This is a genomic window from Natrinema marinum (genome assembly GCF_024296685.1).
GTDB lineage: Archaea > Halobacteriota > Halobacteria > Halobacteriales > Natrialbaceae > Natrinema > Natrinema marinum.
In genome coordinates this window covers 2,753,685-2,771,453 of sequence record NZ_CP100763.1, presented here as the reverse complement: position 1 = coordinate 2,771,453, position 17,769 = coordinate 2,753,685, and the positions used below count along the sequence as shown (strand labels likewise).

The 17,769-nt window shown below is 54.0% G+C and carries 16 protein-coding genes; 9 read left to right on the top strand and 7 right to left on the bottom strand.

Annotation, left to right across the window (positions count from 1 at the left end; translation table 11 throughout):
- Positions 1 to 32: 32 nt before the first annotated feature.
- Positions 33 to 2,333 carry a PAS domain S-box protein gene (locus tag NKH51_RS13795; protein WP_254762266.1) on the top strand — a complete coding sequence of 767 codons (2,301 nt, stop codon included), beginning with the start codon at positions 33 to 35 and terminating at the stop codon, positions 2,331 to 2,333.
- A 13-nt stretch (positions 2,334 to 2,346) separates the two neighbouring features.
- On the opposite strand, the gene NKH51_RS13790 is transcribed toward NKH51_RS13795, so the two are convergent.
- Entirely contained in the window at positions 2,347 to 3,030 is a 684-nt protein-coding gene (locus NKH51_RS13790) for a glycosyltransferase (RefSeq protein ID WP_254762265.1), read from the bottom strand.
- 274 nt (positions 3,031 to 3,304) lie between these two features.
- Here NKH51_RS13790 and NKH51_RS13785 point away from each other — a divergent pair, with 274 nt between their 5' ends.
- The 4 genes from NKH51_RS13785 (at position 3,305) to NKH51_RS13770 (ending at position 6,190) form a co-directional block, all read left to right on the top strand.
- Positions 3,305 to 3,511 (top strand): hypothetical protein, encoded by a 207-nt coding sequence (locus NKH51_RS13785; protein ID WP_254762264.1) that lies wholly within the window; start codon positions 3,305 to 3,307, stop codon positions 3,509 to 3,511.
- 198 nt (positions 3,512 to 3,709) lie between these two features.
- Entirely contained in the window at positions 3,710 to 4,210 is a 501-nt protein-coding gene (locus tag NKH51_RS13780) for a hypothetical protein (protein ID WP_254762263.1), read from the top strand.
- Positions 4,207 to 5,169 (top strand): tyrosine-type recombinase/integrase, encoded by a 963-nt coding sequence (locus tag NKH51_RS13775; RefSeq protein ID WP_254762262.1) that lies wholly within the window; start codon positions 4,207 to 4,209, stop codon positions 5,167 to 5,169. Before NKH51_RS13780 ends, NKH51_RS13775 begins: the two co-directional genes overlap by 4 nt.
- A gap of 304 nt (positions 5,170 to 5,473) precedes the next feature.
- Positions 5,474 to 6,190 (top strand): hypothetical protein, encoded by a 717-nt coding sequence (locus NKH51_RS13770; protein ID WP_254762261.1) that lies wholly within the window; start codon positions 5,474 to 5,476, stop codon positions 6,188 to 6,190.
- 298 nt (positions 6,191 to 6,488) lie between these two features.
- On the opposite strand, the gene NKH51_RS13765 is transcribed toward NKH51_RS13770, so the two are convergent.
- The gene (locus tag NKH51_RS13765; RefSeq protein ID WP_254762260.1) at positions 6,489 to 6,668 is read right to left on the bottom strand and encodes a hypothetical protein; all 180 of its coding nucleotides are present in this window, start codon (positions 6,666 to 6,668) and stop codon (positions 6,489 to 6,491) included.
- A gap of 96 nt (positions 6,669 to 6,764) precedes the next feature.
- Here NKH51_RS13765 and NKH51_RS13760 point away from each other — a divergent pair, with 96 nt between their 5' ends.
- Complete coding sequence (locus NKH51_RS13760; protein ID WP_254762259.1) at positions 6,765 to 7,412, top strand: DUF8102 family protein; 648 nt, start codon at positions 6,765 to 6,767, stop codon at positions 7,410 to 7,412.
- Positions 7,413 to 7,858: 446 nt separating this feature from the next.
- On the opposite strand, the gene NKH51_RS13755 is transcribed toward NKH51_RS13760, so the two are convergent.
- Positions 7,859 to 8,914 (bottom strand): hypothetical protein, encoded by a 1,056-nt coding sequence (locus NKH51_RS13755; protein ID WP_254762258.1) that lies wholly within the window; start codon positions 8,912 to 8,914, stop codon positions 7,859 to 7,861.
- 212 nt (positions 8,915 to 9,126) lie between these two features.
- On the opposite strand from NKH51_RS13755, the gene NKH51_RS13750 reads away from it, so the two are divergent.
- From NKH51_RS13750 to NKH51_RS13740, 3 genes are all read left to right on the top strand, one after another.
- Entirely contained in the window at positions 9,127 to 9,639 is a 513-nt protein-coding gene (locus tag NKH51_RS13750) for a DUF8109 family protein (protein WP_254762257.1), read from the top strand.
- A gap of 112 nt (positions 9,640 to 9,751) precedes the next feature.
- Entirely contained in the window at positions 9,752 to 10,084 is a 333-nt protein-coding gene (locus NKH51_RS13745) for a hypothetical protein (protein WP_254762256.1), read from the top strand.
- Between the two features lie 82 nt (positions 10,085 to 10,166).
- On the top strand, positions 10,167 to 11,162 hold the full coding sequence (locus NKH51_RS13740) for a DNA repair exonuclease (RefSeq protein ID WP_254762255.1): 996 nt from the start codon (positions 10,167 to 10,169) through the stop codon (positions 11,160 to 11,162).
- Positions 11,163 to 11,293: 131 nt separating this feature from the next.
- Here the strand turns inward: NKH51_RS13740 and NKH51_RS13735 are convergent, their stop codons facing one another.
- The 4 genes from NKH51_RS13735 to NKH51_RS13720 all read right to left on the bottom strand — a co-directional run bounded on the left by NKH51_RS13735 (position 11,294) and on the right by NKH51_RS13720 (position 17,718).
- The gene (locus tag NKH51_RS13735) at positions 11,294 to 13,342 is read right to left on the bottom strand and encodes a type IV secretory system conjugative DNA transfer family protein (protein ID WP_254762254.1); all 2,049 of its coding nucleotides are present in this window, start codon (positions 13,340 to 13,342) and stop codon (positions 11,294 to 11,296) included.
- An 83-nt stretch (positions 13,343 to 13,425) separates the two neighbouring features.
- On the bottom strand, positions 13,426 to 14,397 hold the full coding sequence (locus NKH51_RS13730; RefSeq protein WP_254762253.1) for a DUF8128 domain-containing protein: 972 nt from the start codon (positions 14,395 to 14,397) through the stop codon (positions 13,426 to 13,428).
- Between the two features lie 4 nt (positions 14,398 to 14,401).
- Entirely contained in the window at positions 14,402 to 16,795 is a 2,394-nt protein-coding gene (locus tag NKH51_RS13725) for an ATP-binding protein (RefSeq protein WP_254762252.1), read from the bottom strand.
- The gene (locus NKH51_RS13720; RefSeq protein ID WP_254762251.1) at positions 16,789 to 17,718 is read right to left on the bottom strand and encodes a TrbL/VirB6 family protein; all 930 of its coding nucleotides are present in this window, start codon (positions 17,716 to 17,718) and stop codon (positions 16,789 to 16,791) included. The genes NKH51_RS13725 and NKH51_RS13720 overlap by 7 nt, the downstream gene beginning before the upstream one ends.
- Between the last annotated feature and the right edge of the window lie 51 nt (positions 17,719 to 17,769).

The window sequence follows — 17,769 nt, the reverse complement described above, 5'->3', positions numbered from 1 at the left end:
TTCGTCCACGTCACGTATTCAGTGGATCTTTCATGACCAGGCCGACCGTCGCCCGGACGGACACTGACGCTGCGGCCCGCGAGATCAGCGTGGGGTACGTCGGCGACGATCCAGCGACCGCCGCCGAAATCACGCGCGCGCTCGAGGCGTCGAACGATCGGCTCACCGTCGAGTCGATCGCCGACGACGCGACGGCGCTCGCCGACGACGCGACGTACCGCGTGGACTGTCTCGTCGGCCGGGTCGCCGGAGACCGCGAGGAGTATCCGCTGCTCGAGCGGGTCCGCGAGGACCGCCCGCGGCTGCCCGTGTTCGTCGTCACCGACGACTGGGACGAGGACGCCGCCAGCGCCGCGCTCGAGGCCGGCGCGACCGGCTGTCTGCCCGAATCGGCCGCCCGTCACGGGATGCGGCTCGCGACGCGGATCGAGGGGGCGGTCGAGCGTGCGACCGAGCGACGCGATCTCGAGGCGGCGACCGCCCGGTTTCGGGCGTTCACTGAGAGCGCTACCTTCGCCGTGGTGACGGCGAGTGACGACGGGAGGATTCAGTACGCCAACGACGCTGTCGAATCCGTCGTGGGCTATACGCCCGGGGAACTGGTCGGCGAGCGGATCTCGACGATCGTTCCGGCGAAGTATCGGAACAGCCACCGGGACACGATCGCCCGCTACCTGCGGACGGGCGACCGAAGCCTCGACTGGGACTGGGTGGAACTCGACGCCCTCCACGCGGACGGTCACGAGGTCCCCGTGGGCATCTCGTTCGGTGAGGCGCTTGTCGACGGCGAGCACCTCTTCACCGCCGTCATCCGCGATCTCCGCGACCGCAGGCGCTTAGAGCGCGAACGCGAGGCGACCCTCGAACGGATCGCCGACGCTTTTGTCTCTATCGACGCCGACTGGGAGTACACCTACGTCAACGAACAGGCGGTCGACCTCCTCCAGCAACCCCGCGAGGAACTGCTCGGACAGCCTTTCGAGACCGCGTTCCGGACCGTCTCCGGGACGGATGTCGAGCGGCAACTCGAGCAGGCCTTCGCCGAGCAGACGGCGGTCAGCTTCACGGAGTACTTCGCGGCGCTCGAGAGCTGGTTCGAGGTCCGGGCGTATCCCTCCGAGGACGGGCTCTCGATCTTCTTCACCGACGTGACCGACCGGATCCACGCGGAGGAGGAACTCGAATCGAACGTGACGGCGCTGCAGGCGCTGTACGACGTGTCGACCAGAACCGACGCCTCGTTCGCGGAGAAGCTGCCCGATCTGCTCGAGCTCGGCTGCGAGTATCTCGACCTGCCCTACGGCTTCCTGACGCGAATCGACGTCGACGAGCGAACGCAGACCATCGTCGAGTCCCAGAGCGATCACCCGCTCTTGCAGGAAGGCGAGTCCTGCCCCCTCGCGAAGGCATACTGCCGGAAGACGATCAAGACTCACGGCCTCGTCACCGTCGCGAACGCGCCCGACGAGGGCTGGACCGGCGATCCGGCCTACGAGCTGTTCGAACTCGGCAGCTACGTCGGCGCGAAGGTGACCGTCGACGGCACCATTCATGGCACCCTCTGTTTCGCCTCGAGCGAACCCAGGAACGGTGACGGCTTCTCGGCGGCCGAGCGCACGCTGGTCAAGCTGATGGCCAAGTGGGTCAGCTACGAGACCGAGCGCGAGCAGTCCCGCGAGACGCTCGAGGCCCAGAACGACCGCCTCCAAGAGTTCGCGAGCGTCGTCAGTCACGATCTGCGGAACCCGCTGAACGTCGCACAGGGCGCGCTCGAGCTCGCCGCAGAGGGCGACCGCTCGCAACTCGAGGCCTGTCGGGAGGCGTTAGACCGGATGGAACAGCTGATCGAGGAGTTGCTCTCGCTGGCCGAACAGGGGGCGACGGCCGCCGATCTCGAGCCCGTCTCGGTCAGCGATTGCGCGACGAAGGCGTGGTCGATGGTCGACACCGGCGACGCAGCCCTCGAAGTCGGCGACGACTGCTGGATCCGGGCCGACCCCGACCGCCTACAGCAGTTGCTCGAGAACCTGTTTCGAAACGCGCTCGACCACGGAATCCCCGAAGACGGGTCCAGCGCCGACCTGACAGTCACCGTCGGTTCCTGCGATGACCGCGACGGGTTTTACATCGCGGACACCGGCCGCGGGATTCCGGCCGACGAACGCGACGCGGTCTTCGACATCGGCTTCACGACGGCCGAGGACGGCACCGGCTTCGGTCTCGGTATCGTCGAGCGGGTGGCCGACGCCCACGGCTGGTCCCTCGAGGCGATGGCGAGCGAGGCCGGCGGCGCTCGCTTCGAACTAACCGGGGTCGACCGACCCCGCGAGTGAGACGCCGCCCCGGTCAGCACTCCGCCCGAAGCCGCCGGACGTCCAACCGCGCGTAGTGCCACAGCGTCCCCGTCAGCCCGAGGTCGGCGATCCGACGACCCGAACGCTCGACCAGGACGGTCGGACAGTAGGCCGTCGGGTAGCGCCGCGAGAGCATCCGACTGAAGGCCGTGTCCTCGTTCGGTACGTCCGGAACGCCGCCGAGTTCCTCGAAGGCTCGTCGGTGGACGAAACAGTTGAATCCCGGCAGAATCGGACGCTCGAGCCGCGAGAAGAGGTGGTTGATGGTCAGTTCCAGCAGCTTCGCGCGGCGGGGGCCCGTGATTCGGCAGTACGAACTCGCCGCTGCGAGCCCTTCGGCCTCGACGAACCCGAGCAGTTCGGTCACGTAGTTCGCCCGCACCCGCGTGTCGGCGTCGAGAAACCCCAGCCACTCGCCGCGTGCCCGCTCGGCGCCGAGATTTCGCGCGGCGGCGATGCTCGAGTCACCCCCCTGAACGACCGTCGCCCCGTATTCGCGGGCGATTTCGCCCGTCTCGTCGCTCGAGTCCCTGTCGACCACGATGGTCTCGTAGGCGTAATCGGTGTCCAGTGCTGTGAGACTCGCCAATGCCCCTCGGAGGTAGTCAGCCTCGTTTCTGGCCGGAATGACGAAACTGACATCGGCGTCGTCGCCGTCCGACTCGTCGCTCGTCATCGCTTACTCGAGCGGTCGCAGGCGTGGGTTCTCAAGCTATCGGACTATCGCGGCGTGGTAGGCGGTGTGTCGTCGAGGTGGCGCCGCCGAATCGTGCCACCCTCTCCCGTGGTGTTTGGTTTCAGACAGCTGCTCGCAGAGACGATATCTATCATGAACTTTTATATCCTTGGGGCCAGTACGGAGGAGTAAGATGTCGGTCGTACACGTAGCAGCCTGAGTTCGTTGCCGACGACGAGTACCGATTTTCGACGACATTCCAACCCCGACCGACATGAGCACCCAACACCTCACCCGACCCGACGCCGAACTGACGCCCGATCGAACGCAGACCACATCCCAGCGCACCGTCCCCGAGCCGCGCACTGCCACCGCTCGCGCCCCCCGGACGTTCTCCCACCGGAACGACGCGCGACTCGAGAACCTGATCGACGAGTGGAACACCGCCTTTGCGAACGCGGCCGGCGACGACGCGGCGTAAGTACTGGCTCGAGTGCTCGGAATCCAAACCGTCTTTGGAGCGACGCGTGTAGGCTCGCGTGGCCGATGACGACGCACCCGCTCCGAGCCGGACTCGGCACCCGGCCGTGACGAGCCCTATGAGTGCCGAGGCCACACTATTAGGACTAGAGATAAAAGCATTGGTAGACAAACGTCCATATCGGGGTGCAATATTGCGATGACTGGTCGACGATTGTCCAAAAGTGAAGAACGGGAAGTAGTCAAAACCTATGCGGTCGAAGAAGTGAAGCGGGAGTGGAAGTCCGAGGCGGAAGAAGAAGGTTTGTCGCTTAGCAGGTATCTTCATAACCTGGTTCAGGAAGCGCGGGCGATGCGGCAACAAGGCCGACTAAAAATCGGTGACCGGCGGAAAGTTGAAGAGCTACAGCAGGAAGTTGACCAACTTGAAACCAGACTGGAGAACAAGAAGCATACTACTTCAAACCCGGAATCTGGTTCTAACCTGATTCAGACCCGGACAATGGAGGAACTGGTCACTTCGGAGTACAAGCCGTTAGATCAAGTCTTGAGAGAGTTAGTAGGTAGTGAGGAGTTTCAGCAACGTCTCCGCAACGAACTGAAATCAGAGCTCTACCGGTCAGCGAACCAAGGAAAAGTTGAGTACCGGCGTGGCAGCGGCTGGAAAACACTCCGGAACAACGGCGGTGATCGGCGATGAGCAATTCTGAATATCTCTTCGAGGCTGATAGCTGGGAAGAGAAAGTCTATCGGAACCAGCATACAGCAATCAATGACTGGCTTCGAAGCAAGGAAACCACGGGAAAAACACGGCGAACACTCAACGAGTACAGCCGGACCGCCAAGATATTCTTCCACGACGAGTTCCCCGACCTCGATCCCGAAGATGTTGAAGTCAGAGACATCGAAAGGTATCTGAGCCGGTTGAACCAGCGAGAACTCAGCCAGAACACCAAACGCCGCTACCTTGAAAGCCTGTCAGCGTTCTACAGCTGGGCGCTCCAACGACCACGATACGAAGAAATCACGGGAAACCCGGCTGCCGTCATCCTCGAGGAAGTTCCAAAAAATGTTCCCAACCGACCCGACTGCGCAACCTGGGAAAACGCAAGGAAAATCGTTGACGCAGTCGAAGACCCGCGAAACTTCACAGTGACCGCGGTACTCGCGAAAACCGGGTGCCGAGCACGTGAAGCCTGTGAAATACGAGAAGACGACCTCCTTCTCGATGAAGGATTCATCCGGCTACGGAAACGGAAAGGAGGCAAACAGACGGTCGTCCCAATCGACAACGAACTTAGAGAGATTATCGAGTTCTATCAACTAATTCGGACGGACAAGGGCTCAGACTATCTCTTCGAATCGGTGAAAGGAGGACGAATGACACGGGAGCAGTTACGTCGGCACGTCCGTGGTGCCGCTGTCCGAGCCGGAGTCATGGAAGAAGGTGAAACAAGGTTCCACAAGAAGTTTACACCCCACACCTTCCGAACCGTGTTCACCACATTGATGCGGAACCAAGGAATGAGCGACCACGTCCTAAAGTACATTCGTGGTGACTCAAAGACCGAGACAATGGATATCTACACTCGTGTTGACCGGACACAAGCACGAGAAGAATACTTAGACTGTATCAAGAAGCTGGACGTCCACATCTAAACACCAATCCTCTTCTCTTCCCCTTGGCTTGGAAACAGGATACAGTGTATAGTCGCCGGGTATTACAACCTCAGGATACAGTGTATAGTCGCCGGGTATTACAACCTGATTCCGACCTGGTTTCGCAGACCGGATTCGGGCTTATACTAACCTGATTGACTCCGTTGAAACCTTCAGCCGTTAATAGAAATCGCGTGCAAGATACAGAGCTTGAATTCATCACCGGAGATGTTTTGATGATTTACGTTTATGGCAAAGCGCGTGTATAGTCATCTTTTAACCCACGGAAGGAAGCTCAATGAGCATGAAACAACGATCCAAGGAGTTTGCTTTCACTTATTTTTCATGGCTAAGTCTGTCTATTATCGTTCTTGAGGCGGCAATCATCTTCGGATTGATTTATTTTTTCGTTCCAGTTGGGGAATTACTGAAGGGTATTTCTCGTTTCTTTGGTACAATTCTATCAATTCTGATCGGTATCCGTATCGTCGTCTGGTTTTATCGTGAGACTCGTAGTCTCTTGACTAGTAAATCTACAACAGAAGGAGGCCAGTTAGAGGAGAAAGGCTCCAAAACCCGTTCAATTGAAGCTGCGCTACAGACTACTGACGAACGTTTTGATGAAGAAGTCAGTAGAGTTACTAATTGGATTAACGTCGATGAGCATGGTGATATTACACTAGTACCAGAAGATGATATTAGCGATGATCCAAAATATCTCTTGTACGTGATCGCAGCGAAAGTCGCACATGAACTTGATGTACGAAACACTCCTAAGGTGCCATACGAAGAACTCAGCGAGCAAGTAACTACAACGTTTCCAGTGCAACCATTTCTCGGCAAAGCCGACCAGTTTCTAAACTTCTATTACCAGGGAGATCCGGTCGAGCGCTGGTCAGATGTTCCCGTTCATCCGAGAAAAGAAGTTGAGGTGGAGATTGATGTAAGCCAGATTGAGAGAGCTGTCGAGTGGATTAAAACGGGAAGCAGGAACGTTCCTCAACACCTTACTGATGGTTGAAAAGTAGCTGTGCTCTTCGCGACGAGTTATCATTTCTACGCAACAGAAGGTCGAAGTCTCCATTAAGGGACAGGAAATCGGGTTAGGCATTTATCTTCTGGTCAGGGAAGTTCCAGAGTTCGGTTGAAACGCATGGGCCTCATTGATTGTCAGGATTTTCTCTCCCGATACGCAGCTGGCGAAAGCTACAAATCACACGGAGGCCCTCTCCAAGACGGCATACAACCCGTTGTTGGTCTGTGATCACCAGATGTTGTTCGACGCACAGAAAATTCCCCGTATCCGGGCAGCTACGAGTCTACCGGCGGACACCGGCCATCGCCTGCTCTGTTGTGACGTAGCTAGCGATTGCGACCACCAACGCCACTAGCCAGATTGCAAGCTGGGCATCGCCTGTAAACGTGGTCGGGAACATCCCGGCCACGACATTTATGAGTGCGAACATCGCTACCGCCGCGAGCAGTCCTATTGTGGACATACACGTTCATCCAGACTGGGGTCGAAATTAACTGATTTGGCGTCTAAGCCAAGAGACTAAGACTCTTCCCCTAATCATTAGCTAATAGACTAACGGATGTCAGATGAGTTTGAATGGGTTCATCGAGACCGGGGTGTATTGACAGAGAGAGATCGAGAGATTCTCGTGGGCGAGTCTGGAGGAGACCTGAGCCAGAACGCGTTGAACCAGCGGTTCTACAATATCCGCAATCGGATTGAGAACTCGATATTGGACTTCCATCTTCTCGCTCAACACCTTCCACTGACCGACCTTCGCCAACTCTTCGAACCGGCGTATGATTGGTCACGGGAGCGACGGCATCTGAATGAGCATGGACGGACATCAACGCACCCCGACTTGTCCCCGTTCCTATTGAGCTGGATGTCGCTCTTTGAGTTCTTCAGTTACGGGATGTATGCAGGCGGCAAGAACGAGACTCAAGTACTAATGAAAGGTCTCGTCGAGAACGGACTTGAGCGTGGATTTCGTCAATACCAGCACGAGAATCGACAGACGTACAGGGAAATTGATGTATCGCTCGAGTTCAACTACGGGAACCCCATGCTTCGGAACAATTACTTGAGAAACATCCACAACGACCTCTCCAGTGATCCGTCTAAAATCGCCGAACAGATAATGACACTACGACGACAGCGGAAAATTCCGTATCGTGTCGCTTCACGGTGGATTGATGAGTACGTTAGAACTCCAAGTCTCGAATAGTAGCCCGCAGGCTGGCGTTTATTTGGTAACTCGCGCATCGATCACCTATACCGACGGTGAAAATGATATGTTCGGCGTGCGACAGTCGGGTCAGCCTCATTACCAACGTCTCCGTGGAAATCTTCTACTGCCCGGAATGCGGCCAGTCGTACAAGGTCTCGGAGCGTGGTTCCCCCACCGTCCTGTCCTAAGAGAAGCGTCACGAGAAACTCCGAGAGTGGGATGAAGAGGTGTTGAACGACTGATACCGGTCGTTCACGCGAACTGCGACCGCGGTGGCGAGGTCATTTACACGGGCGTGTGCGAGGACGGCGAACTCCGTGAGTGCCCCGACTGCTCGTGCGAGGGGCCGTCGACCCCGCGGTAGATGAGGTGCTGCACGTCGAGTCGGAGTGAGAGGGGTTCCGGGGTCACCGATCACGAACACCATAGGAGAGCTAGACCACTCAATCAAGCCGCTCTCGTAGGAAGGACTCGAACTCGCTCACATCAGTAAAGATATCCGTTCCAAATGCCTCGTTGATCCCGAACCGGTATAGCATCCCACCGAAGAACTGCTCGGTCACGACTATGTCAGCGTATGGTGTAGCCACAGCCAGTTGGCTGATGTCAAGAACGTCGTTGAATTCAGGGTCGTTGTTCCTTCGAGCATCGGCGGCGAAGCATAGAGTTGCGTACGTGTAGAACGCCGGAAATTGCTGGAAAAAGGCCTCGAATGACCGCTGATAGGGGTCTGTCATCACCGGCTCTGCCGGATGGAACCCCAGTTCGAAGGCGTACTGCCTAAGGTCGGGCATCATTCGTTCGGCGAAGACATCAGCGAGGTACAGTCTCCTGTCTTCGTCACTATCAGGATCTAGCTCTCCATCCGCCTCTTGCACGTTCTCTCGGTACCGTTCCTTGTACTCCCTTCTCTCCTCATCCGAAACTCCAGGTGCTTCCTCGCTCAGCGCCCGACTCTGGAGCAGTCTTCGGTTAATCTCCTCGTCCTTGAGTACCTTCTCGAACTCCTCCTCGAAACCTTCCGGAACCTCCATATCTCCCTCTGCTTTGATCCTCCAGTCGCCACCGACATGGACGAGACCCTCATCGAAGACGAACGACCGCGTGTCCAGCCCGGGCAGTAGCTCATGCCACTCACAGAGGTAGCGCCGCACCTCGTGATCAAACACGTCCAGATAGTTCCTGATAGAGCGGTTCCCCGACAAGTCCATCATCGTGTCGAACAGGTTGGTCTTGAATTCCAGATCACTCGCTGAGGTAGTTTCGATCAGGTTCTCTATTGAGAACGGGTAGACGAAATCCAATTCGTCGCCGGAACGTTTGGTCAGTGTGTCGAGAGAGACATTGTCGGCATCCGAGGAGTTCGTGGCCTCCCATGTCGCGCCCCAAGCCTTCTGGTCGAAGTAGACGATGGTCTTGTCGGATAGATCGGCGTCAACATCGTTCTTGGGGTTCGAGACCGCTTCCTCGATTAGTTCTTTGGGAATGTCCTCATCCATAGTGAATCGTAAGGGGGGTAATCACTGACTGATTCGACTCGTGAATAGATGATTGTTGGGTGGCGTGTGTGTGAGTGACTTAAGCTACCAAAGGGGTATGCCTGTCCTCAATCCACCGACCGCAGTCAACGAGTGCCTCATGAGACATGAGTGCCGGTGGTGAGGTCTTCTTCTCTGTAATCTCGATGCCATTCTGCCTCCGTGGTCAAGCGATGCTGGTCACAAGTTTCCCTATCGAGGCTGCAACTCAACGAAAAACTTTAGTGGAATTAGTGGTATATGTGGAAATGGAAATGGCGTCATACGAAGTGATTAACCGAGAAGAAGTGGAGAGCTGGGGAACCGGCGACGGCCACGCAGAGGTACAGGCGGTCAAGAACAAAGATACCGGCGAGTACAAGGTAAGACCTTGCCATTTTCAGGACAACGGACGGTTCGGGCAATCAGCTCCTACTCTGTCTCCCGACGAAGATGTCACCCAGCGAGTGATAGAAGCGTACGAGAAGATGGCGACCGTAGCGCGGAAGAAACAACGAGAAGAACGCCTCAACGAGATTGACGACCTCATCCAACAGGTCGGTCTTGACCGGGCCAAAGACATTCTCCAAGTAGAGGCAGAGAAGGATGGTATTGAACAGATAGTTGATGATTCAAAACGTGCATCGAAGCTGAACAACCAGAAGAACGAGAACAAGGGAGAGACAGAAGAGGTGGAGAGTGACTAGCCTTCCTAACTGGATGTGTTGTTACAGAGAAAGTCAGTCCTCGATCCTATCGAACGTGGATGCATAGAACGGCAGAAGACACTGTGAACTGAAAAAAGGACACATAAACGGTATGAACTATCCTAACGACCGGCTTAAGAAAGACGGAAGGATTACGTGGGTGAATGACTACTGCGAAATTACGGAAGATGGGCGCGTTTCCCGTGAATGCGTAGAAAGGAATTGGAAGAAATCAATCTTAGCTAAACACCCTCTTAGAAGTAATTATCGTCAGCCGGAACCGTTCACCGGGCACGCCGTTTGTGATGAGGATGATGGAGATGACTGTGACGCTCATCGCGATACATGGCATCCAGACGTGAACCCGTGGGGACACTTCACAGATGACTTCATCACGAGCTATCTCCCTGATGACGGCGAAAATGATGTAACGTACATCAACTAAGTACCCGATCACAAATGCTAACCGGTGACGGTCACCGAGTGTATTTTACCAGACGAACACGAATATCACACGATTACCAAATGTGACTGAAATTGTCCACACTGCTGATCTTCATCTTGGAAAAGGCCAATATCAGCTCCCAGAAAGACGTATTGATATTTTTGATGCGTTCCACCAAATTGTCGATGGTTGCCTGCGTCGAGAGGTAGATGCGCTTGTAATCACTGGTGACATCTATGATCATGAATACCCAAGTGATGATACTGTTGAGTCAACGATTGACTTAGTTTCGGACTTAAGCTCAAAAAGAGATGGCCCTTTTGTTCCGGTCTATCTGATTCATGGTGACCACGATCATCCTCCAGGAAAGAGAAATACTCCCGGTGTAGACCGACTTATACAGAATACTCATGCTGAACGATTAGATAGTCATCCGACTTCCGTTAGTGATGATCTCGTATTATATGGAGTCCACCATGAGAATTTAAGCGATCTAGTGGATGATAACCTCTCTTTCAGCCCTCCACCTGATGATACGTACACCGCACTTTGCACGCATATGATGGTTCATAAATACAATTATGTAGGCAAAGATAACGCCTATTGGCCATTCCAACTTTTGAAACCAGTGCCCTTCGATGTAGATGTAATGTTATGCGGAGAACTACACAAAAGAAAGCACTATCCGATTCATAGAACTGATATCTTCTATTCAGGAACCCCTGCACGAATCCATAGAAGATATCGGGATTATTCTCCGAGTGTTTTTCTTCATGAAACCACACAGGAGAGTATCAATTCAACAAAATACTTCGTACCAGCGCGGCCTTGGAACGATATAACCGTTAGCGTTGATCACGATGACGACATTGAAGCTGTTCTTAGTCGAGTAGTTGAAGAACTGAATCTTCAAAACAGGGAACGTCGAATGATTTTAGAGGTCACCTTGGACGGAGAGAATGATGATTTCACCCAAAGTGAAGTTAAATCTCAGTTAGAAGACTGGCCGGGAGTCCTACATGCATCAGTGAACGCGACTAGTCCTAATCAAGGGTGGATTCCTGGAGTACCACGATAAATAGCTGATCACCATTGTCTCGGGGCTTTGCCAATCTTCTCTTTTGCTATTATCCCCCCAATATAATTCCGATGGTGATTTCGGGCCTTGCTGAATATGCGCACTCTATTCAGCACACTCTCGCCAAAATATCACTGATTAAGAGTTTCAATAGAGCCACCTGATTCAAACCCGGCTTCGGCTTTTGGCGTTAGCTCAGCGACTTTTACCTGGAACACCCGTTTCTGTCCATCAATTATCCGCTCAACAGGCTCATCTGGTTTCTCAACGGTTATCAACCCGAGTTCTGCAAGTTTTCTGAAGCTGTAATTGACCTTGTGGTTCGGGAGACCGGTAGTGGAGGTGATCTGCTGGACATCATGCTTACCCTTTTTGATACAACTGAGGACGGTCTGGTCAATCTCTCTAAGGTCTTCAAACCGATTCTCGGAATTCTGTGTTTCTGTGGTGTCGTACTGGCTGTCTTCAGCACTCACTTCATCAGAAGGGTTGTTGAGAGTGAGTCCATCTTCGGAGACTTCCAGAATCCTGTAGTCGGAATTCTCTACCCACTCGACATCGGTAAACGGTTCTCCCCCTTCATCAATGTAGTAGCTGAACGGACCCTTGTCATCCTCGTGCTGTCTGCCTTGTCGGTTAACTGGGTCAGAGAGGATGTTGACAAGCTTCTTGACGTGACCTTCTTCAACGACGAAGATACATTCACGGTCCCGTTCATGGGCTCTCTGAAGGTTTGTGAGAGTTTTTGCCGGTTTGGAGAGTGTGTGGTATTCTACTTCCAGATGGGCTACGGAGCCGTCCGGGAGGTAGACGTATGCGTCCGGCTTGTCGTCCCCTACTTCTTGGTGGAGATCCTTTACGCGGAGACCGCGTTCTGCTAACTCACTCTTCGCCATCGACAGCAGTTCGGTATGTCTCCTTCCGCCCGCATTCCCACTGGTTCCCACAACGAGGTCTTCAAGTATTGAGTCGGGTGCGGTAGCAGATGTGGCGGCTTGTTTAAGTTGGCCGATATCGACGTTGTCAGTCTCCCAGGGTGGGTAGGTGTCCACAATGGTAGCGGTCTGTCGACGATGAGTTCCTGGCGATTGAACAATGGCGCGATAGTCGCCCAAGGCAGTCATCTGTCTCTGATCGGTGCCGCGAAGCATCCTTTTGAGTTTGGGAAGATCTTCCGATCCTGAAGGGTCGAAGACAAGTTTGGTTCTGCAGTTGTTCGAAGCTGCGTCACGCATAGCACGGGGCAGCTGAGAGAGATACTGGGTGGCAAACCAGCAGCCTAAGCCATATTCCCGGGCTTTACTCAGAATCTCTGCAAAATGGGTGCCCTCGCTCGGGAACGTTTGAAGTTCATCGATGAACAGAAAGAAAGGATCATAGACATCGTTGTTTTGGTAGTACCTTGCTTGTGCGGCAGCCCAAAGCTTCGTAATCACTATTGAAGTCAACAGTTCGGTTACCGTGGTTCCGACTTCTCCTTCACGGGCGTCGATTAACAGTATTTTCTGGTGGCTCAGTACTTCTTGAAAGTCGATATCGCTCTTTTCCCGGTTGATCACATGTCTAACGGTTTTGTTTTCAGTAAAGTCGTTTAATCGTCGGACAAGTGGTTCGAGCTCACGGTCTGAGAGGTTGTTCTTGATGTTGACCAGCTGTGAGCGGAGTTCGGGATCTTCGGTATCATCGATTAGGTCTTTGAGTTTGTCGTCGTCGGTGGCGCAGTGCTTTATGTCGAAAAGCGTGTATCCGGATTGGTGTTCGATGTTGGCATCGATTCCAGCGCGAAGCAGTGTGGCGAGCACTCTTCCGAATCTTGCGCCCCAGTTGTCGGTACGTCTCTTAAATAACTGAATAAGATTTGATACGATGAGTTCTGTCTGATTGGTTTTCGCTGCAAGCGAGCCGGTTGCTCCGATATAGGTTTCGAGGACGTTGATCCCGGTGATCGGTTGCTCCGAAGGGTTGACATAGATTAGATCGTCGTACCGATTTTCAGGGATTTTAGCCAGGTATTCGTCGATGAGTTTTCCCTTAGGGTTGATGATGACGAGTCCACGGCCTTTCTGAGTGTCCTGTAACGCGACGTGTAGAAGTTCCTTGGTTTTACCGGTGCCGTTAGCTCCAGTTGTCAGAACGTGTTTGATGCGGTGTTTATCCTTGATGGAGACGTTCTTTTCCACTCCGAGGATGCTGGTCCGGGAACCTATGTGCGTTACATTGGAATTCTTGGAGTTTCTGATCAGCTTCCGTGTCTCACTGGGCTTCATACAGTCTTTATCAAGTTTTCTTGTTCACGGTCCGGGATTGAGACTAGAGCTGCGAGCTCTTGAGTCGAGAGCTGGAATGAATGACTGAAGCTCCGGTCTCTAACAGCTTCTACAGCCCTGTAAATAGGAGATTTTCGTAAACTTCGAACCGTAGTGGTTCTGAACGACTGGCCGGTATCCGAGCTAGCGAATACATTAAAACCACCAGAGACCTCCTTAATTCTGCTGGCTGTATACTCATCCGCGCCAACCGCTAGTATCCTGGCTGATACTTTGAACCGAGGGCTTCCCGCTTTTTCGTCGACGCGGCGTGCTTGGTGCTTTTCACGCGGAGTTGCATCCCGGTCATTCCAAGGAAGCAATCCTACCTTCTCGCTCCGAAGATTCCGGCTCTCTTTTGATGCTTCCCGATGCCAGATACGTTTCCCAACCGGGTTCCCTGCCATGGGCTTGAATAGGATCTGGATGACTATACTGGTGTCGCGCATCGCATCAGGGTGCAGTGGTGTAATGACTGAGTTGATCGGCGGTCTTTCAAACTCAGTCTCTAATGGGTAGACATCCTTTCTACGGAGGGTTAGAACTCCGACACCGACAGAAACGCTGTCTGACAGAGGAAGCTTGGTAGTCCCTTCTTTAAAGTTGATTCCAGGGATCTGCTCGAGGAGATGGGTTCGAACCTTCCTGTCTAATCGACTTGACTGAACCGCGAACTGTAGCCGGATTCTGGTTGGGTCAAACCGCTGGATTTCGAAAGCAACGGTCGGCGAGGTGTTCTTCAGTCCGAGCAACTGTGTCTGGTACTCCGTGATCCCCTTCACAAACCGATCAAGCGTGGCGGGTAGCTCAGTGTCAAACGGTAGTTGGACTTGAGCGGTCAGAAAACGCTCTGAGGGCTGCCCAAGCTGTTTCTCTGTAGCCTCGTCGAGTGTCACGTAGCTGTTGCCGACGCCTGAGAAAATCCCCATCGACTTACCTCCTGGGCTGTGCCAGCCAGTTTTCTACGCTCAAGAGCAGTATCCAGAGAAGTTCGGCCGCTATGAGGGTAGCTGTCCAAACTGCGAGGATATCGACCAGTGTCCCGTTGAGAGGCAACCCTATTGGAAGAACCGACGTCAACATGTTATTCCAGTAGAGAGCCGTAGCTACGGGGAATCCAGCAAGTAAGCCGTACTCGAACAAACCGATTGGAGCTCCCAGAACGAATCCGATCAGCTTCAGGAACCCGTACTCTTCGGTGGATTCTGGGTCCGTGTTATCGGTTGATATGGTTTCGTGGCCGCCGTCGGTTCGACTTCTCTTCTCTCCGTTTTCCTCAGTCCGAGGTTCTACGGAACCAGCAGAATCCAGTGATGGAAGCATCATGTCTCGGTTTTCACCGTTTTCAAGCAGACGGTGTTCCTCCTGACTGGCTTGGACTCTGATACGGGTATCAACTGGTCCCTTAACAATTGCCTCACTGAACGGTAGACTATTTCCGGTTCTAAGTTTCCGGAGTTCAACACTTTGTTTTTCGGAAAGTTGGAAGAAGTCGGTGACTTGGCTAGCGACATCTTTCTGCTTGAAGAAGAGGTTGCAGTCGACGTTCCGTAGAATGTTTCTGCCCTCGTTGGACCGTGTGAACTCGTCGGCGTTCTGTGTGACGAGTGTTGCAGCCACGTTTTTATGCCGGGTTTCACGGATCAAGTTCGAGAGTGCCTGAACGCCGTCTTGATAGATCCTGTTGCCTTTCGTGGTGACACGGTGAGCTTCGTCTATAACCACCAGTGTCTTCCTATCGGTCTTCGAGGCCTGACGATGGATATATCGTACCGTCTCAGCTAATTTCTCCGTGTTATCCCGTGAAGGATCTTCGACCGTGAACCGAACCACGTCATTCCCGTTTCCATTGAAGTCCGCTTGGCTGACGAACACGGTTTCGCCGCCTAGCGCATCAACGATATCGCTGTAGTCGCCTTTCTTCGGGTCGACAATATATATCTCAAGATCATCATAGGCTACGGCAGACCGAACCAAGGTTAGACCGGTCCAGTAGGTCTTTCCAGAGCCATTCTTACCCATAACGGTGATGTGACTTGCGTCCCAGGAAAACCGGTCCAGAATTACAGGGGAATCGTTCCGATGGTCACCCACCTTAATTCCGCCGGCTTCTATACTGTCCTTAGTACCGAAGCTGAATCCCGTGGCCGCGGAGTCTCCGGGAACGATCTCTGACTCGTCGAATCTACAGCGGTGGAAGGCTGAGATAGCCTTCACGGCTTGGTTAGAATACCGTGGTTCACGGGTCTCCACACGGTGCCTGTTTAGAACGGACTTGACTGCGTCCATGGTTTTATCGGCTTCACTACTTGTTTCGCCACGAGCGATGACATAGATTCCGTGATTGACCAGTGTTTCTCCGCTTGCCTCAGCATTCATCCGTTGCTCTATGCCGAGTTCTTGTTCCCGGAGATTTGCCTGGCGTGACGGCCTCCATGTAGCAGATATTTCTGTTCGTACCCGGGCGAGCATCCGGTCCATCCAGTTCCGCTGGTAGTTGGAGACTGGCTTTACGTCTTGGACTATATCTATCAGTCCGGGATTCTGCTGGTTCAATACCTCGGCTATCCATCCGAGCGGTAGCTGACCGGGGTATTCGTCGATGTAGAGCATACGACAGACCCGTTTCTGGCCATACTCGGTCTCGAACCCTTTCCGGGAAAGGTGTAGCTTGCCAAGGTAGAGGTTCTCGACGGCGGCCTTCAACTCTGCTCCGGTCAAAGATTCGGCGTAGAGGTCGCCTGCGGTCAATAGGCTCCGAACTTCTGTGCCCCGTCGTTTCACCTCACGGTGATTTTCAGCCAACGTCTGTCTGGATGACTTTACGATGACATAGTGGTCGGTTGTGACCGTTGATCCATTGGTTCCCTGGTATTCCGACAGGTCAACAAGTCGTTGCTGGGAATAGATTTCTACAGGGTAATCAACGCCGTTCAGCAGTTCCGAGACTGTATCGCGGTTTGCTCTTCTTTCTGGTTCCGAGGCATAATCTAAGTCATGGGAAGAGACTCGAACAATTCCGAGAACGGTATCATCATCCAAAATAACTGTTCCATCTACGAGTTTCCTTAGTTCTGGGCTGGAGACAGTGGGGGCGGTCGTTATCCGCTTGACAGCGTCAATGAGGTAAGCATCGAGGGTTTTGCCACCGGGCTTGAACTCAGTAAGCAAGAACCCGAGAAAGATACCGATGGTGGCTCCGGCAGACTCCGCGAGAAGCCAGCCAATGGAAGCCAGGATGCTGATCCGGATAATATCCCAGACCGTGTAGCGATCCAGAAACTTGACTCTCGGATCAATGGACGACGGGAAATCTGCTTTCACCATCGATCATCACCCCCTCTTCGGTAACGGTTTCCACGGCCTCGTGGACCGGATTCATCCGACCAATCGCTTGGCTCGTCTCGGTCAGTGTCTCGAGCCTGGTTCCAGCCTGATTTGACACCGCCCCAGGCCTTTCCAACACCCCTGTTAACAACACGGGTCATCGGAGCGAACACGATGGCTCCCGCACCTAACAGGATCAACGGCAACCCGAAGAGGAGAGCGATTCCTCCTAAGCCCCAGAGATAGTGTGGAGTCTCGGTGAGTGATCCCATTAACGACAGGGTTAGATCCAGAACCACGACATTGAGTGGACCGATCAGTAGACAGGCCAGCCAGATACTAATCAGTCTGTCCGCAAACCGTCGGAAAGGAGGCGTCACCGCCATCAACGCAATCAAGGGTGCCATTGCTACACCCAGCATCAGATAGACATCGCGGGCGACGAAGATCATCACGGTGCCCAACAACAGGAATACATCGATAACCGCGACCAGAAACAGTTCGAAAGATAGTCGTGTCAACGCTGCAATCCCTGGATCAGTCGGTGCAAGCGCCTCAGTGGTTAGACGTGACAGCTCAACCGGGTACCGGAGAAGCGAAGGTGCGACTGCTCCGAACGCCACTGCTCCCAGTAGGTAGACCACTGGTCGGACACCATCAACACGGTTCGACATATGCAGTATCCCGATCCAAGCAGCGGCGGCTGATGCCAAGCCCAGCGACACCTGAAACACCTTCTGGTGGAGACTCAGAACAGCGGACTGCTTTACTTCGGGGTAGCTCACGAAGATCCGGATCAACACCTGATTCAGAGTCTCTGTCAGCCCTTCCACCATGTCCATCAGGACCGAGACTATGGCTTTTTGAAACTGGCTACCAATATCGAGACCATTGCCTTCATCGGACCCGTCCTGAACTGGCATTGACTGCGAAGTCGTATTATTGACTGCTACCGCAGTTCCAGGGACTACAGC

What these genes read in the sequence shown, in the direction of transcription:
- NKH51_RS13775 (WP_254762262.1), top strand. Translation starts at nt 4,207, where the DNA reads ATGAGCAATTCTGAATATCTCTTCGAGGCTGATAGCTGGGAAGAGAAA.
- NKH51_RS13725 (WP_254762252.1), bottom strand. Translation starts at nt 16,795, where the DNA reads ATGGTGAAAGCAGATTTCCCGTCGTCCATTGATCCGAGAGTCAAGTTT.
- NKH51_RS13780 (WP_254762263.1), top strand. Translation starts at nt 3,710, where the DNA reads ATGACTGGTCGACGATTGTCCAAAAGTGAAGAACGGGAAGTAGTCAAA.
- NKH51_RS13730 (WP_254762253.1), bottom strand. Translation starts at nt 14,397, where the DNA reads ATGGGGATTTTCTCAGGCGTCGGCAACAGCTACGTGACACTCGACGAG.
- NKH51_RS13795 (WP_254762266.1), top strand. Translation starts at nt 33, where the DNA reads ATGACCAGGCCGACCGTCGCCCGGACGGACACTGACGCTGCGGCCCGC.
- NKH51_RS13765 (WP_254762260.1), bottom strand. Translation starts at nt 6,668, where the DNA reads ATGTCCACAATAGGACTGCTCGCGGCGGTAGCGATGTTCGCACTCATA.
- NKH51_RS13755 (WP_254762258.1), bottom strand. Translation starts at nt 8,914, where the DNA reads ATGGATGAGGACATTCCCAAAGAACTAATCGAGGAAGCGGTCTCGAAC.
- NKH51_RS13785 (WP_254762264.1), top strand. Translation starts at nt 3,305, where the DNA reads ATGAGCACCCAACACCTCACCCGACCCGACGCCGAACTGACGCCCGAT.
- NKH51_RS13770 (WP_254762261.1), top strand. Translation starts at nt 5,474, where the DNA reads ATGAAACAACGATCCAAGGAGTTTGCTTTCACTTATTTTTCATGGCTA.
- NKH51_RS13750 (WP_254762257.1), top strand. Translation starts at nt 9,127, where the DNA reads ATGCTGGTCACAAGTTTCCCTATCGAGGCTGCAACTCAACGAAAAACT.
- NKH51_RS13790 (WP_254762265.1), bottom strand. Translation starts at nt 3,030, where the DNA reads ATGACGAGCGACGAGTCGGACGGCGACGACGCCGATGTCAGTTTCGTC.
- NKH51_RS13720 (WP_254762251.1), bottom strand. Translation starts at nt 17,718, where the DNA reads ATGCCAGTTCAGGACGGGTCCGATGAAGGCAATGGTCTCGATATTGGT.
- NKH51_RS13745 (WP_254762256.1), top strand. Translation starts at nt 9,752, where the DNA reads ATGAACTATCCTAACGACCGGCTTAAGAAAGACGGAAGGATTACGTGG.
- NKH51_RS13760 (WP_254762259.1), top strand. Translation starts at nt 6,765, where the DNA reads ATGTCAGATGAGTTTGAATGGGTTCATCGAGACCGGGGTGTATTGACA.